The organism is Streptomyces sp. NPDC101181 (genome assembly GCF_044767975.1).
Classification (GTDB): domain Bacteria; phylum Actinomycetota; class Actinomycetes; order Streptomycetales; family Streptomycetaceae; genus Streptomyces.
Genome location: NZ_JBIWOX010000001.1, coordinates 187,958 through 202,975, shown reverse-complemented (window position 1 = coordinate 202,975; position 15,018 = coordinate 187,958). Strand labels below are relative to the sequence as shown.

The window sequence follows — 15,018 nt, the reverse complement described above, 5'->3', positions numbered from 1 at the left end:
CGCCTCCCGGCGGATCGCGCACCCGCCCGGCTCCCCGAGTGAAGACCATGCCCCAGGGGCAGCGTCAAGGGCGGTCCCCCGGGCCGTCGTCGCGCGAGCCGGCCCGGGGGAGACGCGGTGTCCTGCCGCGGCGTTCCGGTCAGGAGGACTTCGCCGCGCAGGTCAGGTCCCTCGCCGGGCGCTCACCCCCGGCGAGGAAGCCGGTGACGATCCTGTCCACACAGGCGTTGCCGCTCAGCACGTACACGCCGTGCCCACCCTGGTCGGCGGTCACCATCCGGGCCCGGTCGCCGAGGGCCTGCCGCATCTGCCGGGCGCCGACCAGCGGGGTGCCCGGGTCACGGGTGTTCTGCGCCATCAGCACGTTCGACGGCCCCCGGTCACCGACCCGCACCGGCGGCTCGGCCGGCTCGGACTTCCAGTACGCGCAGGGCCGGATGTTGGCCGCGGCCGCCCCGAACATCGGGTAGCGCTGCCGGTCGACGGCGACGTCCCGCTGGTAGGAGCGGACCGACCGCGGCCAGCGGGAGTCGTTGCAGATCACGTACAGATGGCTGGCGACCTTGTTCTCCACGTCGGGGTCGCGCTGCGACGGGTCGGCGGCGGGCGGCAGCGGCCGGTCGTTGTCGAGCGCCCGCCAGGCCTCCGCCACGATCGGCAGACGGCTGTCGCGGTAGAGGAGGGTGAGGGTCAGCAGCCGGAAGTAGGAGCCGTCCACACCCCGGACGGGGTGCTGGTCCAGACGCTCGGCGAGCTCGTGGTACTTCGCGGTCACCTGCTCCGGGGTGCTGCCCAGGCCGTACGCGGGGCGGGCGGCGGCGAACGCGGCGAAGTCGGGGAACCGGTCCTCCATGCCCCGGGCCATCAGCCGCGCACCCGTGACGTCCAGGCCGCCGGGGACCATGTTGCTGTCCAGCACGATGCGGTCACTGCGCCCCGGGAACAACGTGGTGTAGACGGCGCCGAGATGGCTGCCGTAGGAGTAGCCGAGATAGGAGAGCTTCTTCTCGCCGAGCGCGGCCCGGACGCGGTCCATGTCCCGCGCCGTGTTGCGGGTGGAGATGTGCGGCAGCATGTCCGCCGTGCGGGAGGCGGCGCACCGTTCGGCGGTCGTCCGCGCCCTCTTCGCGTGCCGGGCGACGTCGGCCGCGTCCCGTGCGTAGGGCGGTATGTTGCCCCAGATCTCCTCCTCCGGCAGACCGCACGTCACCGGGGTGCTGCGCCCCGCGCCCCGCGGGTCGAAGCCGATGATGTCGTAGCGGTCCAGGACGGACCGCGGCAGCCCGGCGGCCTTCAGCTCGGCGGGGAGCCCGAGCCCGTACCCGCCCGGTCCGCCGGGGTTGGTCAGCAGCACCCCCCGGCGCTTCTCAGGGTTCCGGCTCGCCAGCCGGGAGACCGCGATCGAGATCGTCCTCCCGTCCGGCTCGCGGTAGTCCAGCGGCACGTCGAGCCGGGAGCACTCCAGTCCGGGCGCGGCGACCCCCTCCGGGCAGGCACCCCATCGCGGCGACGTCTCCGGGGCGGTCGTCCGGGCGGACCCCGGAGCCGTCATCGAGGCGGCGGCGGCAGCGAGAGCGAGAGCGGCGGGCAGGATTCTCAGCATGGTTCCCTCCTGGGGCGGCGCGTGGGCACGCCGCGGCAGACGCGGACAGGCCGGGGGCCCGTCCCGTGGTGGTTCGGTGTCGCGTGGTGTCCTGCGGTCCGAGGAGAAACCGTGCCCCTGCGTCAGGGTCAAGGCGGCGGATCCGGGCCCTCGCCCTCCGGCCGGGCGGCACCGACCGAACCGGGCACCGACGGTCGGGTCCGGTGCCCGCACCGCTTCCTACGGTGGACGGAAAGAGAAGAGGGAAGGAGGCCGGGTTGCTGGAGCGACTGAACGAGGCCATGGAGCACATCGAGGCGCACCTCGGTGACCGCGTCGACGCGGCCGAACTGGCGCGTGTCGCGATGACCTCGGAGTACCACTTCCGCCGGATGTTCTCCGCGCTCGCGGGACTCCCGCTGTCGGAGTACGTCCGCCGCCGCCGGATGACGGTCGCGGGCGCGGAGGTGGTCGGCGGCGACCGGACCCTGCTGGAGGTGGCGGTGCGCTACGGCTACGACACGGGCGAGGGGTTCGCCCGCGCCTTCCGGTCCGTGCACGGCGTCGGACCGGGCGAGGCCCGGCGTACCGGCGCGGTCCTGCGCTCCCAGCAACGGCTGACCTTCCGACTCGTCGTCGAAGGGAGCAGTGCCATGCGATACAGGCTGGTCGAGAAGGAGGAGTTCCGGGTGGTGGGCAGGAAGGCCCGCGTCCCACTGGTGCACGAGGGTCTGAATCCGGCCATCGTGGAGTTCGTCCGGGGTCTGGGCCAGGAGACGCTGGACCGCATCGGGGCGCTCTCCGACCAGGAGCCGAGGGGACTGGTCGCCGTCAGCGACCGGCTCGGCCCGAACCGGGAGGAGGGCACCGAACTCGACTACTACCAGGCGGTGGTGACGAACGCGGAGGCCCCGCAGGACATGGACGCCCTGTCCGTGCTGGCGGGCACCTGGGCGGTCTTCACCAACGAGGGCGCGTTCCCGCAGGCCATCCAGTACCTATGGCGGGATGTGTACACCCAGTGGTTCCCGTCGAACCCGTACGTCTCCCGGCCCAGCCCGGAGATCCTGCGGATCGAGCCCTCCGACGACGGGACGTGGGCGCAGACGGAGCTGTGGATTCCGGTGGAGCGGTCGGCGGCCGGGGGTGCGGCCTGATACGAGAGCGCGAGACATCACAGGTTTACGGCCAGGGGGCATATGCGCCGCCTTATTGGTCCAGACCTATTGTGCGAGCGTGCTCCACTCGCTAGCTTCTCCTGTGGCGGCGCGCGCTGATCGGTTCGGCTCTACCACCTCACTGACGCACAGTCATGTGCGTCTACTGGAAACGGAGTTACCGACATGCACAGACGTATTGCCGCCCTCGCGGTGACCGTGGCGACCGCCGGGGCGATGCTCCTCGGCACGGCCTCGACCGCCTCCGCCACGGGCCCCGGCTACTGGCTCCGCAGCCACCACGCCAGCCTGGCGGAGTGCCAGGCGGTGGGGAACTCCGGCGCCGACAACGGCCTCTGGAGCCGCACCTTCATCTGCAACCCGTTCGCGGGCAAGCCGGGCGTCTACGAGCTGTGGATCCGCTACTGAGCTGGTCGGCGGAGAGCGAATCGCCCCGTTTCCGGGCCGCGTCTGCGGCCCGGAAACGGGGCGGTGCCGGTTCGTCAGAGGGAGGCGCCGCTGCCGTGGAGGAAGGCGCTCCAGGCGGTGGGCCCGACGGTCAGGACGGGACCGTCGGTGACCTTGGAGTCGCGGACGTGGACGGCGGCGGGGTGGGCGGCGATTTCGACGCAGTCGCCGCCCTGATCGCTGCTGTAGCTCGACTTGAACCAGTCGAGGGCGGCGGGAAGGGAGACGGGCAGGGCGGCGCGGTTCATGTCTCTCCAAGCAGAGCTGCGAGCAGTGCGTCCAGAAGCCGGGCGCTCTCCTCGGCGGTCAGCGCCTGCGTCCGCAGCATCCCATATTTCTGCATGAGAGCGCTGACGTCGGCTGGATCGTCATACAGCTCTGCTCGCAGATGCATCTCGACGTATGCGAGCTGATCGTGATCGGGCGTCTCCAACAGGACCAGCGGCCCCGCGAGTCCCGCGTGCTTCGGCGTCTTCCGCGGCATGATCTGGATGCTGATGAAGGGCAGGTCCATACAGTGCCGCAGGTGGAGGAGTTGCTTGAGCATGACCTCAGGGTCGCCCAACTCGGCGTGCAGGATGCTCTCCTCCAGGATGAAGTGGAGGATGGGGCGGGGCTTGCGCTCCAGGATCCTCTGCCGATTGAGGCGGGTCGCCACCCGTTCCTCGATCACGTCCTCTTCGAGTGGCGGGTAGTGGCTGGAGAAGACCAGCCGCGCGTAAGCCTCAGTCTGGAGCAGCCCCGGGATGAGCTGTGATTGGTACGAGAACAGGCTCACCGCGCCCTGCTCGTACTGTACGAAGTCCTTGACCAGCGCCTGATACCGCTCCTTCTTCGGTACCCGCTCCACGGCGACCTTGAGCGCCCCTTTGGTGTCCAGTAGTTCATCGAGTTGGACGGCCAGGTCCAGTTGCAGCGCCCGCCGTCCCTGCTCGATCGAGGCGATGGTGACCTCGCCCACCCCGAGTTGTGCCGCGAGGGCGGCCTGTGTCAGCCCGGCGAGTTTGCGGAAGTGGCGCAACTGGGCGCCGATCAACTGCCATGAAGTAACTCGCCTGATGCTGTGTGCTCCCGGTTGCATGAGATGGCTATCCCCCGTCTGAGCCCGCTGTCTACCCGTCAGAACCCGTACAAAAGCTTTTGTACGCGCTTCCGCTCTGCCTCAGCCTAGTCACACCGTGTGAGCGTGGAAGCATGAACGAGGCAACCCAACTCCCCTACTTCCGAGCCGCCTTCTACTGCCGTGACCGCAGGTCGATCCCGGTCGTACGCAGGTTCGCCCGCAAGGCGCTGGTCGACTGGGAGTGCGAGCAGCGGGCCGACGACGTACTGCTCTGCGTGACCGAGCTGGCGACCAACGCGCTCCGGCACGGCGTACCTCCGGGGCGGGGCTTCAAGCTCCACATCTACCTGGAGCGGGTCGAGGGAATCATCCGCGTCGAGATGCACGACAGCGGGGGAGGCGTCGTGCGCGCGGCGGACGGGCCGCCGGAGGCCGACGACGAGGGCGGGCGCGGGCTGCTGCTCGTGGCCGCGATGGCGGACAAGTGGGGAGTGGTGGACCGGGACCCCGGCAAGGTCGTGTGGTGCGAGTTCAGCGTCGTGTGACTTGCCGTTCCGGCAAGCATGTTTGCGCTCGGCGCCGGGTTCGGCGCACCCTCGTCCTCCGTGCGGAGCCGATCCGCGCGGCGGTGACGAGGAGGATGCGGCATGGAAACGAAGCGGCAGCGGTACGACGTGGTGATCGTGGGTGGCGGGGCGGCCGGTCTGAGCGGGGCGCTGACCCTGGCGCGGGCCCGGCGCTCCGTCCTGGTGATCGATGCCGGAGAGCCCCGTAACGCCCCCGCGTCCCACGTGCACAACTACCTCGGCCGCGAGTCCACCCCGCCCGGTGAGCTGCTGGCGATCGGCCGGGGCGAGGCGGCCGGGTACGGGGCGGAGATCGTCGCGGGCCGGGTGGTCTCGGCGGAGCGGCTGCCGGAGGACCGGGGCTTCCGGGTGGCCACCGACGACGGCGGCACGGTCGAGGCGCGCAGACTCCTGGTGACGACGGGGCTCGTCGATGAACTCCCCCCGGTGCCCGGACTGGCGGAGCGCTGGGGCCGGGAGGTGCTGCACTGCCCGTACTGCCACGGCCGTGAGGTGGCGGACCGCCCGGTCGGCGTGCTGAGCACCGGCCCCCTCGCCGTGCACCAGGCGCTGATGTGGCGGCAGTGGAGCGACGACGTCACCCTCTTCCTCCACACGGGCCCGGAACCCACGGAGGAGGAGTACGAGCAGCTGGCCGCCCGAGGCGTCGCGGTCGTGGACGGGGCGGTGGCGGGCCTGGAGATCTCGGACGACCGGTTCACCGGCGTACGGCTGGAGTCCGGCCGGGTGGTTCCGCGCGAGGCGCTGGTGGTCCAGGCCCGGTTCACCGCCCGCTCGGCGGTCCTGGAGTCGCTGGGGCTGGAGCCCGAGGTGCGGGAGATGGGCGGCGCGGTGGTCGGCTCGTCCGTCGCGACCGACCCGGGCGGGGCCACCGAGGTGCCGGGGGTCTGGGCGGCGGGCAACGTCACGGACCTCACCGAGCAGGTCATCGGCGCGGCGGCGGCCGGACTCCGGGCCGCCGGGGCGATCAACGGAGACCTGATCGCCGAGGACACCCGGATGGCGGTGGCGGCCCGGCGGCAGGCCTCGTAGGGCCTGTCGTCAAACCGCCGTCTGCCGTCTGCCGCCTGCCGCGCGGCGTCCGGCACGCACGCTCGCCGCGCTGCCGGCGCGCCCGTCCCGCGCCCGCCCTCCTTCGCGCCCGCCCCCGGTCGGCGTAACGCCGAGCGCTGAATGGTCGTCCCGGAGGCGGTCCCGGAGTGAGTGCGACCGCCCCGCGGATGTGTGAGGTCCGATTGTGGGGATACGCGAAGGGTGCCCGGGGCAACGAGGACGCCGGGAGCCGACACGTAGAGGGAGATTTTTCGTGAGCATCATCGCCTGGATTCTCATCGGCCTGCTCGCGGGTGCCATCGCCAAGGCGCTGATGCCGGGCAAGGACCCGGGGGGCTGCCTGATCACGATGGTGATCGGGATCGTGGGCGGACTTCTCGGCGGCTGGCTGGGCAAGGTGATCTTCGGGGTCGACTCGATCGACGGGTTCTTCAGCCTCTCGACCTGGATCGCCGCCATCGTCGGTTCGGTGATCGTGCTCGTCCTCTACCGCCTCGTCACGGGGAACAAGACCCGCTGACCGGGGCCGCGACGACGGCCCCACGGCTCGAAGGTGCGGTTCGCGCACAGATGCCTACATTGGCAGAGGGGCGACCCGGGCAGCCGCGGAGCAGTGCCGACGCCGATACGCCCGCGCCAGACCTACCAGAGGACACGACGACATGACCGAGACCTCGCGCAAGCCGACCACCTCCGACTCCGGCGCCCCGGTGGAGAGCGACGAGCATTCGCTCACCGTCGGCCCCGGCGGGCCGATCCTGCTCCAGGACTTCTACCTGATCGAGCAGATGGCCCAGTTCAACCGCGAGCGCATCCCCGAACGCCAGCCGCACGCCAAGGGCAGTGGCGCGTTCGGCACGTTCGAGGTGACCGCGGACGTCTCCGCCTACACGAAGGCGGCGCTCTTCCAGCCGGGCACCACGACCGAGCTGGTCGCCCGGTTCTCCACCGTGGCGGGGGAGCGGGGCAGCCCGGACACCTGGCGGGACCCGCGCGGCTTCGCGGTGAAGTTCTACACCAGCGAGGGCAACTACGACATGGTGGGCAACAACACCCCCGTGTTCTTCGTGAAGGACCCGATGAAGTTCCAGCACTTCATCCGGTCCCAGAAACGCCGCGCGGACAACAACCTCCGCGACCACGACATGCAGTGGGACTTCTGGACCCTCTCGCCCGAGTCGGCCCACCAGGTCACCTGGCTGATGGGTGACCGGGGCATCCCGCGCACCTGGCGTCACATGAACGGCTACACCTCGCACACGTACATGTGGATCAACGAGGCGGGTCAGCGGTTCTGGGTGAAGTACCACTTCAAGACCGACCAGGGCATCGAGACGTTCACGCAGAACGAGGCGGACCAGATGGCCGCCGCGGACACGGACTACCACACGCGTGACCTCTTCGAGCACATCCGGGACGGGGAGTACCCGAGCTGGACGCTGAAGGTCCAGGTCATGCCGTACGAGGACGCCAAGGACTACCGGTTCAACCCGTTCGACCTGACCAAGGTGTGGCCGCACGGCGACTACCCGCTGATCGAGGTCGGCCGGATGACGCTGAACCGCAACCCCACGGACAACCACGCCGAGATCGAGCAGGCGGCCTTCCAGCCGAACAACCTGGTCCCGGGCATCGGCCCGAGCCCGGACCGGATGCTGCTGGCCCGGCTGTTCAGCTACGCGGACGCGCACCGCTACCGCATCGGCGGCAACTACCAGCAGCTGCCGGTCAACGCCCCCGTCGCGCCGCTGCACACGTACTCCAAGGACGGGGCGATGGCGTACCGCAAGACCTCGGACCCGGTCTACGCCCCCAACTCCAAGGGCGGCCCGGCGGCCGACACCGAGCGGTACGGCACCCCGCCGAGCTGGTACGCCGACGGCGACATCACCAGGGCGGCCTACGTCGACCACGCCGAGGACGACGACTGGGGGCAGGCGGGCACCATGGTCCGCGAGGTCCTGGACGACGCGGCGCGCGAACGACTGGTGGACAACGTGGTCGGCCACCTCCTCAACGGGGTGAGCGAGCCGATCCTGAAGCGGGCGTTCCAGTACTGGACGAACATCGACGCCACGCTCGGCGAGCGCATCGAGCAGGGCGTCCGCTCGAAGGCCGACGAGAAGGACCCGAAGGCCGACGAGCAGGGCAACCCGGCCCGCAGCTCCATGCAGCACAAGGCCTGAGACCGGAGCACCGAACCGACAGGCGCCGCCCCTCCGCGACCGACGGAGGGGCGGCGCCTGTCGGCCTGACCGGCCCGCGCGGAGGTCATGACGGCGGGCCGGACTCCCACGTCTCCGGCGCCCACAGCCCCGAGCGCTTCAGCGACGCCGGGCAGTGGCGGAAGATCTCGTCGATCTCGACGACCAGGGCGAGCTTGGGGCGCTGGCCCTTCAGCGCCAGCGCGTCGAAGAACGGGGCGTCGGTGAGGATGCGGGCGCGGCCGTTGACGCGCAGGACGTCCATCGCGCCGGGTATCAGGTAGAGCAGGCCGACCCGGGGGTTGGACAGGATGTTGTGGAAGCTGTCCGCGCGGCGGTTGCCCGGACGGTCGGGGAGGGCGATCGTCCGGTCGTCCAGGACGTGGGTGAAGCCGGGGACGTCACCGCGCGGGGTGGAGTCGCAGCGGCCGGAGGCGTCGGACGTGGACAGGGCGCAGAAGGGGGACCGGGCCAGGAGGGCCAGGTCGTCCTCGGTCAGCCGGTCGTGGACCTTGTCGATGACGATCGGGTGCGGGGTGCCGAGGATCTCGCGCAGTTCGTCCGCCGAGGCCAGGGGCACCGCTCCGGCCAGGGGGCCGGCGAGACCGGCAGGCGGCCCGGCGGGGGACACGGCGTCGGTGGTGTGCGGCAAGGGAAGGGCTCCGAACCTTGAGGGGGTGCAGCGGCGCGCGGGAGGGACAGCACTGTTAGGGTGACCTTACTTTGGGCCCCCTCACGCTCCCCGTCCGGGGTCGGCGGGTGCGTCCGCCGTGAGCCCCTCCGGGCGGGAGCCGGATCCACCGGGTCCCGCCCGAGGACGTCGACGAGCAAGGTGAGGAACAGTGCACCACCGCATACCGGTTGCCCCGGTGGCCGTGCCGTGAGCGGCCCGGTCCTCCTGGCGAAGGGGAAAACCGGCCCCGTGGACGAGGAGAGGCGGCCCCGGCGCAGCCGGCCGGTCCTCGCCCTGGGGCTGCTCGCCGGGCTCGGCGTGCTCTTCCTGGCCGTGGTCGCCAGCCTCGCGATCGGCTCCGGGGACGTGGCCTTCCGTGACGTGGTCCAAGGGGTCCTCGACCCGGATCTGTCGGTCAAGGGCCAGCTCATCGTCCAGGAGGTCCGTATCCCGCGCACCGTGGCCGGGCTCCTGGCCGGGGCCGCGCTCGGGCTGGCGGGCGCGGTCATGCAGGGCGTCGCCCGCAACCCCCTCGCCGACCCCCAGCTCCTCGGCATCAACGCGGGCGCGTCCGTGGCCGTGGTGTTCTCCATCACTCTCCTCGGCATCACCCAGGCCAACCAGTTCATCTGGTTCGGCTTCCTGGGGGCGCTCCTGGCCGCACTCGTCGTCTACGGGGTCGGCTCGCTCGGCCGCGAAGGCGCGACCCCCGTGAAGCTGGCCCTGGCGGGCGCCGCGACCGCCGCCGTACTCACCTCCGTCACCAGCGCGGTTCTCCTCCAGGACCGGGAGAGCTACGACAAGTTCCGCTTCTGGCAGCTCGGCGCGCTGACCGCGCGGAGTTCCGAGGTGCTGTGGCAGGTGTCCCCGTTCATCGCGGTCGGCGTCCTGCTGGCCCTGGCCCTGGGGCCGCAGCTCAACGCCCTGTCCCTCGGGGACGACCTCGCCCGCGGGCTCGGTCAGCGCGTGGGGGTGACCCGGATGGTGTCCGCCCTCGCCGTGGTCGTCCTGTGCGGCGCGGCCACCGTCGTCGCCGGTCCCATCGGCTTCGTCGGGCTCGCCGTCCCGCACGCCGCCCGCCTCATCACCGGACCCGACTACCGGTGGGTCCTCCCGTACAGCATGGTGCTCGCGCCGGTCATGCTGCTGGTCGCCGACATCGTCGGCCGGGTCGTCGCCCGCCCGGGTGAGGTGCAGGTCGGCGTCGTCACGGCGGCCATCGGCTGCATCCCCTTCATCTGGCTCGTCCGGCGCAGGAAGCTGGTGGAGCTGTGACCGGGTCCCTCCACAAGACCCCCGCCCCCGCCGCCGACGCGCGGCTGGCCGAAGCGGTACGGCAGGTGACGGCCGTACGCGGCCGGGGTCTGCGGCGCTCCGTGCTCGTGGGGGCCGTGCTGCTGGTCGCTTCGGCCGTGATGTTCTGCCTCTCGCTGAGCTTCGGCGACATGGTTCTGCCCTGGGGCAAGGTCGTGGCGACCCTGTTCGGAGGCGGTGACGGCGGATCGCGGTTCGTCGTCCTGGAGCTGCGGCTGCCCCGGGCCCTCCTCGCCGTCTTGGTCGGCGCCGCCTTCGGCCTCTCCGGGGCGGTCTTCCAGACCGTCCTGCGCAACCCGCTCGCCAGCCCCGACCTCATCGGGATCAGCGCGGGCGCCAGCGTGGCCGCCATCGGCGCGGCCCTGCTCTTCCAGGTGAGCGGGCTCGCCCTGTCGGCCAGTGCCCTGGTGGGCTCGCTGCTGGCCGGGGCGGCGATCTACCTCCTCGCCTGGCGGCAGGGCGTCGCCGGGCAGCGCCTGGTCCTGGTCGGTATCGGTGTCGGCATGGGGCTCACCAGCTTCGTCTGGTACGTCATGGCCCGCTCCGACGTGACCGACGCCCAGGAGGCCTTCCGCTGGCTCGCGGGCAGCCTGAACGGCCGTTCCTGGAACCAGGCGTGGCCGATGGTCATCGCCCTCGGGGTGCTCGCCCCCCTCACCGTCCTCGCCGCGCGCGCACTGGGCCCCCTCCAGCTCGGGGACGACGCCGCCGCGGGGCTCGGGGCGAAGGTGGAGCGGGGACGGCTCGCGTTGCTCGGCTGCGCCACCGCCCTGGCCGGAGTCGCGACCGCGGCCGCCGGACCCGTCGGGTTCGTGGCCTTCATCGCGGCGCCGATCGCCCGCAGACTGGTCCCGGGCCGGGGCGCGGCGCTGCCGCAGGCGGCCCTGACGGGGGCGCTGCTGGTCCTGGTCGCCGACTTCGCGGCCCAGCACGCGCTGCCCTCCGCCCAGTTGCCGGTCGGCGTGGTGACCAGCCTCATCGGCGCTCCGTACCTGCTCCTGCTCCTGGCCCGCGCCAACCGTGTGGGCAGCGGAGGCTGAGATGACGACCTTCGAGAAGGACCCCGTGCGGGACGACGAGGAAAGGCGTGGGCCGGTCGTGGCCGATCACACTCTGGAAGCCCGGGACGTCCGGCTCGGTTACGGTGACCGCGAGATCGTCTCCGGTCTCAGCGTGGCCGTGCCCCCCGGCAGGATCACGGTCATCGTGGGCCCCAACGCCTGCGGCAAGTCGACCCTGCTGCGGGCGATGGCCCGGCTGCTGGCCCCCTCCGCGGGGGCGGTGCTGCTGGACGGCAGGTCCATCCAGGAGATGGCGACCAAGCAGGTTGCGTCGGTGCTCGGCATCCTGCCGCAGAGCCCCGTCGCACCGGAGGGCATCACCGTCTCCGACCTCGTCGGCCGCGGGCGCTACCCGCACCAGGGCTGGTTCCGCCGCTGGAGCACCGAGGACGACGAGGCGGTGGCCCGTGCCCTGCTCTCCACCGACGTCCTGGAGCTCGCCGACCGCTCCGTCGACGAGCTCTCGGGAGGCCAGCGCCAGCGGGTCTGGATCGCCATGGCGCTGGCTCAGCGCACCGACGTCCTGCTGCTCGACGAACCGACGACCTTCCTGGACGCCAGCCACCAGCTGGACGTCCTGGACCTGCTCACCGACCTCAACCGCGAGCGCGGTGTCACCATGGTCGCGGTGCTGCACGACCTGAATCTCGCCTGCCGGTACGCGGACCACATGATCGCGATGCGGGCGGGGCGGATCGTCGCGGAGGGGCGGCCCGTCGACATCGTGACCGAGGAACTGGTCGGTGAGGTCTTCGGGATGCGCTGCTCGGTGATCGAGGACCCGGCGTCGGCCACTCCGATGGTCGTGCCGCTGGGCCGCCACCACGTGAAGGACCCGGCCGTCTGAACCGTGCGGCGGCAGGATGTACGGGGACGGGGCGCCGGATCGCGGGTGGCCGGTTCCGGTGGGGGGCAGGGTTATCGAAATGAGTTCGACCCGCCGACACCACCACCATTAGGTGAGGCTAACCTAAAGGGTATGAACGCTTCCGCTCCTCGTGCCCGGCGCCTCCGCCGCACCCCTGTCCTGGTCGCCGGTACCGTCGCCGCCCTGCTCGTCGGCCTTTCCGCCTGTGGTTCCTCGGACGACTCCGGCTCGTCCGAGTCCGCCGCCCCGGCCTCCGAGGGCGCTTTCCCCGCCAAGGTCGCGACGAAGTTCGGCGAGGTCACCGTCGACAAGCAGCCCCAGCGGATCGTCGCGCTCGGCTGGGGTGACGCCGAGACGGTGCTCGCGCTCGGCGGCCAGCCGGTCGGGGCGAGCGACTGGCTGGCGTTCGGCGGCGAGGGTGTCGGCCCGTGGGCCAAGGGGCGCTACGAGAAGAAGCCGCAGATGATCGGCACGCTGGAGCCCGAGTTCGAGAAGATCGCCTCGCTCCAGCCCGACCTGATCCTGGACGTCAAGTCCAGCGGCGACCAGAACCGCTACGACACGCTGAAGAAGATCGCGCCCACGGTGGGCGTCGCCAAGGGCAGCGAGCAGTACAAGTCGTCGTGGAAGCAGCAGACCACGATGATCGCCGCGGCCATGGGCGTGCCGGAGAAGGGCGAGAAGCTCATCGCGGAGACCGAGAAGAAGTTCACGGATGCCGCGAAGGCGCACCCGGAGTTCGCGGGCAAGACGATCACGGTCGGCTCGCGCACCTCGGAGGGCTACGGCGTCTACGTCGGCGGCACCGGGCGTATCGACTTCGTGGAGCGGCTCGGCTTCAAGAACAACCCGAAGGCCGAGGCCCAGGCCGGCGAGAGCTTCTCCGTCCCGGTGTCCAAGGAGAACCTGGACCTCATCGACGCGGATCTCACGGTCATGGGGCCGATCGGCATCCCGAAGACCGACATCACCGACGACCCGCTCTACCAGGCCGTCCCGTCGGTGAAGGCGGGCAACGCGGTCGTCTTCACGGAGGGCACCGTCTCCCAGGCCTTCGCCACGGACTCCCTGCTGTCCGTCGCGTACGCGCTGGACGAGGTCGTCCCGCTCTTCGCGGACAAGGTCAAGAAGTAACCCCGCCCGCCCAGGCCGAAAGCGCCCCGTCACCCGGAGGACCCGGGGGACGGGGCGCTTTCGCGGGCGCTTGCGGGGTCAGGCCGCCGGGGCCGCGGCCTTGATCGCCGAGATGTCGAACGTCAGCTTCACCTTGTCGCTGACCATCACGCCGCCGGTCTCCAGCGCCGCGTTCCAGGTCAGGCCCCAGTCCGAGCGGAGGATGTCGGTGCTGCCCTCGAAGCCGACGCGCTCGTTGCCGTAGACGTCGGTGGCGGCGCCGTTGAACTCCAGGTCGATGGAGAGCGGGCGCGTGACGTCCTTGATGGTGAGGTCGCCGGTGACGCGGAACGTGTCGCCGCCCACCTGCTCCGCCTTCGTCGAGCGGAACGTCATGAGCGGGTACTTCTCCGCGTCGAAGAAGTCGCCGCTGACCAGGTGGCCGTCGCGGTCGGCGATGCCGGTGTCGATGCTGGCGATCTTCACGTCGATGGCGGCGGTGGAGTTCGCCGGGTCGGTGCCGTCCAGCACCAGGGTGCCCTCGTGCTCGCCGAAGGAGCCGCGCACGTTGGTGACCATCGCGTGGCGCACCGTGAAGCCGATGCTGCTGTGCGCCGGGTCCAGGGTGTACGTGCCGGTCAGGGCGGCGAGCGCCGGGTCCACGGGGGAGGCGTCGGTGGCGACGGGGTCAGCGGTTGACTTGCGGTTGAACAGAGCCATGGCTCCTCCTCGGGGTGTCCTGCGCGGGCGCGGGGCGAAAGGGATCGGCACGCCGGTGACCGGTCGCCGAATGTTTTGTTTAACCTTCAACGAGATGGACTGTAGCTTCATTCCGTTCAAAGTTCAACATCTTCCGGTCCGTGTCGGCGGGCATGTACTCCCTCGGGAACGGCCGCGAGCCGGACTTCGTCAGGAGCGGCCGCCCGAACGACTGGGTGAGCGGCGTCCCCACCTGTTCGGCGCCCGGGGCGACGGCGCGCGCCGGTGCCGGGGGCCGACCCGTGGCGGGCGGCCCCCACCGGGTCACGGGATCGGGTCGGCGTCCGAGCCCTCCTGCTCCAGCAGCTCCCGGGCGAAGTCCTCCCACTGTGCGTACCGGTCCGGGTGCGCGGACCGCTGCACCGCCTGGCAGGCGTCGCCCGGGTCCATGGACTCCCAGCCGTCGGTCTGGAGCAGCCCCGGGTTGGTGCTCGGCGAGGGCAGCCCGTAGAAGGACTTGGCGGCCGTCGGCACGTGGGTGATCTGGGCCGGAGTGCCCCACCCCATGCTGGGGCGCTGCTGGAAGACGCCGAGGGAGTCGTGGTCGACCGCGGAGGTGTAGTTGACGAACGTCGACTCCTGCATGGCCGTCATCAGGGCGATGATCTGCGCCTCATCGGACAGCTCGGCCCCCTTCCCGACGCCGATGACCGTGCGGGCGTTGGCCAGTTGCTTCGGACCGAGGTCGGCCGGGGCCGCGAACACCGCCCGCCGCTCACTGTCCGGGGCCGCCCTGAGCAGCCGCGCGGTGAGGGCGTCCACCTCGCCGGTCGGCGTCAGCCCGTAGCGCTGCTGGAAGTCCCGCAGGCCCGGGGAGCCGGGCGCCTGGGGGCCGGGGGCCGGCGGGGGAGCGGGGTCCGCGTGCGCCGGGGCCGCGGCCGTCAGCAGGAATCCGGCGGCGACCGCCGCGAGCACACGGCGGGGGAGCCGGGCCGTCCGCGCGGTGCCGGAGCGCGCGGCGTCCGCCCGCGGGGAGGAATCTGGGAGAGGGATCTTTCGCATAGGGAACCGTCGCGGGCCGCCGAGGCGAAGTCAAGAACGCCGCGCACCGTGTCAATTGATGAGGTATCGGGCACCGGCTCCCGGGCAGCGCCATGCCCCCGTCCGGACGGACGG

The 15,018-nt window shown here is 71.4% G+C and carries 16 protein-coding genes; 10 read left to right on the top strand and 6 right to left on the bottom strand.

What is annotated here, in order from left to right; all coding sequences use genetic code 11:
* Positions 1-139: 139 nt before the first annotated feature.
* The gene (locus ACIRRU_RS00900) at positions 140-1,603 is read right to left on the bottom strand and encodes an alpha/beta hydrolase (protein WP_403674501.1); all 1,464 of its coding nucleotides are present in this window, start codon (positions 1,601-1,603) and stop codon (positions 140-142) included.
* 257 nt (positions 1,604-1,860) lie between these two features.
* Here ACIRRU_RS00900 and ACIRRU_RS00895 point away from each other — a divergent pair, with 257 nt between their 5' ends.
* Both ACIRRU_RS00895 and ACIRRU_RS00890 read left to right on the top strand, forming a co-directional pair.
* A complete protein-coding gene (locus ACIRRU_RS00895) occupies positions 1,861-2,739 on the top strand; it encodes a GyrI-like domain-containing protein (RefSeq protein ID WP_403674499.1) in 879 nt (292 codons plus the stop codon).
* 186 nt (positions 2,740-2,925) lie between these two features.
* Complete coding sequence (locus ACIRRU_RS00890; RefSeq protein ID WP_363200683.1) at positions 2,926-3,168, top strand: hypothetical protein; 243 nt, start codon at positions 2,926-2,928, stop codon at positions 3,166-3,168.
* A gap of 74 nt (positions 3,169-3,242) precedes the next feature.
* Here ACIRRU_RS00890 and ACIRRU_RS00885 read toward each other — a convergent pair whose 3' ends face one another.
* Together ACIRRU_RS00885 and ACIRRU_RS00880 are read right to left on the bottom strand one after the other, a co-directional pair.
* Positions 3,243-3,455, bottom strand: coding sequence for a DUF397 domain-containing protein (locus ACIRRU_RS00885; RefSeq protein WP_403674495.1), 213 nt, complete (start codon positions 3,453-3,455; stop codon positions 3,243-3,245).
* The gene (locus ACIRRU_RS00880) at positions 3,452-4,243 is read right to left on the bottom strand and encodes a Scr1 family TA system antitoxin-like transcriptional regulator (protein ID WP_403674492.1); all 792 of its coding nucleotides are present in this window, start codon (positions 4,241-4,243) and stop codon (positions 3,452-3,454) included. Before ACIRRU_RS00880 ends, ACIRRU_RS00885 begins: the two co-directional genes overlap by 4 nt.
* 158 nt (positions 4,244-4,401) lie before the next feature.
* On the opposite strand from ACIRRU_RS00880, the gene ACIRRU_RS00875 reads away from it, so the two are divergent.
* The 4 genes from ACIRRU_RS00875 to ACIRRU_RS00860 all read left to right on the top strand — a co-directional run bounded on the left by ACIRRU_RS00875 (position 4,402) and on the right by ACIRRU_RS00860 (position 8,096).
* Complete coding sequence (locus tag ACIRRU_RS00875; protein WP_403674490.1) at positions 4,402-4,815, top strand: ATP-binding protein; 414 nt, start codon at positions 4,402-4,404, stop codon at positions 4,813-4,815.
* Between the two features lie 102 nt (positions 4,816-4,917).
* Entirely contained in the window at positions 4,918-5,889 is a 972-nt protein-coding gene (locus ACIRRU_RS00870; RefSeq protein WP_403674487.1) for an NAD(P)/FAD-dependent oxidoreductase, read from the top strand.
* Positions 5,890-6,163: 274 nt separating this feature from the next.
* Positions 6,164-6,430, top strand: a complete 267-nt coding sequence (locus ACIRRU_RS00865; protein ID WP_363200678.1) for a GlsB/YeaQ/YmgE family stress response membrane protein — start codon at positions 6,164-6,166, stop codon at positions 6,428-6,430.
* Positions 6,431-6,572: 142 nt separating this feature from the next.
* Positions 6,573-8,096: a catalase gene (locus ACIRRU_RS00860; protein WP_403674484.1), complete on the top strand. Its 1,524-nt coding sequence runs from the start codon at positions 6,573-6,575 to the stop codon at positions 8,094-8,096.
* 85 nt (positions 8,097-8,181) lie between these two features.
* On the opposite strand, the gene ACIRRU_RS00855 is transcribed toward ACIRRU_RS00860, so the two are convergent.
* Entirely contained in the window at positions 8,182-8,766 is a 585-nt protein-coding gene (locus tag ACIRRU_RS00855) for an MSMEG_1061 family FMN-dependent PPOX-type flavoprotein (protein ID WP_403674482.1), read from the bottom strand.
* 228 nt (positions 8,767-8,994) lie between these two features.
* Between ACIRRU_RS00855 and ACIRRU_RS00850 the strand changes: the two genes are divergently transcribed.
* From ACIRRU_RS00850 to ACIRRU_RS00835, 4 genes are all read left to right on the top strand, one after another.
* A complete protein-coding gene (locus ACIRRU_RS00850) occupies positions 8,995-10,062 on the top strand; it encodes a FecCD family ABC transporter permease (RefSeq protein ID WP_403674479.1) in 1,068 nt (355 codons plus the stop codon).
* Positions 10,059-11,141: an iron chelate uptake ABC transporter family permease subunit gene (locus tag ACIRRU_RS00845; RefSeq protein WP_363200673.1), complete on the top strand. Its 1,083-nt coding sequence runs from the start codon at positions 10,059-10,061 to the stop codon at positions 11,139-11,141. The genes ACIRRU_RS00850 and ACIRRU_RS00845 overlap by 4 nt, the downstream gene beginning before the upstream one ends.
* Position 11,142: 1 nt before the next feature.
* On the top strand, positions 11,143-12,009 hold the full coding sequence (locus ACIRRU_RS00840) for an ABC transporter ATP-binding protein (RefSeq protein WP_403674476.1): 867 nt from the start codon (positions 11,143-11,145) through the stop codon (positions 12,007-12,009).
* Positions 12,010-12,141: 132 nt separating this feature from the next.
* Positions 12,142-13,164 carry an iron-siderophore ABC transporter substrate-binding protein gene (locus ACIRRU_RS00835; protein WP_403674473.1) on the top strand — a complete coding sequence of 341 codons (1,023 nt, stop codon included), beginning with the start codon at positions 12,142-12,144 and terminating at the stop codon, positions 13,162-13,164.
* Positions 13,165-13,242: 78 nt separating this feature from the next.
* On the opposite strand, the gene ACIRRU_RS00830 is transcribed toward ACIRRU_RS00835, so the two are convergent.
* Both ACIRRU_RS00830 and ACIRRU_RS00825 read right to left on the bottom strand, forming a co-directional pair.
* Entirely contained in the window at positions 13,243-13,863 is a 621-nt protein-coding gene (locus ACIRRU_RS00830) for a YceI family protein (protein WP_363200670.1), read from the bottom strand.
* Between the two features lie 303 nt (positions 13,864-14,166).
* A complete protein-coding gene (locus ACIRRU_RS00825; protein WP_403675579.1) occupies positions 14,167-14,817 on the bottom strand; it encodes a peptidoglycan-binding domain-containing protein in 651 nt (216 codons plus the stop codon).
* Positions 14,818-15,018 lie beyond the last annotated feature (201 nt).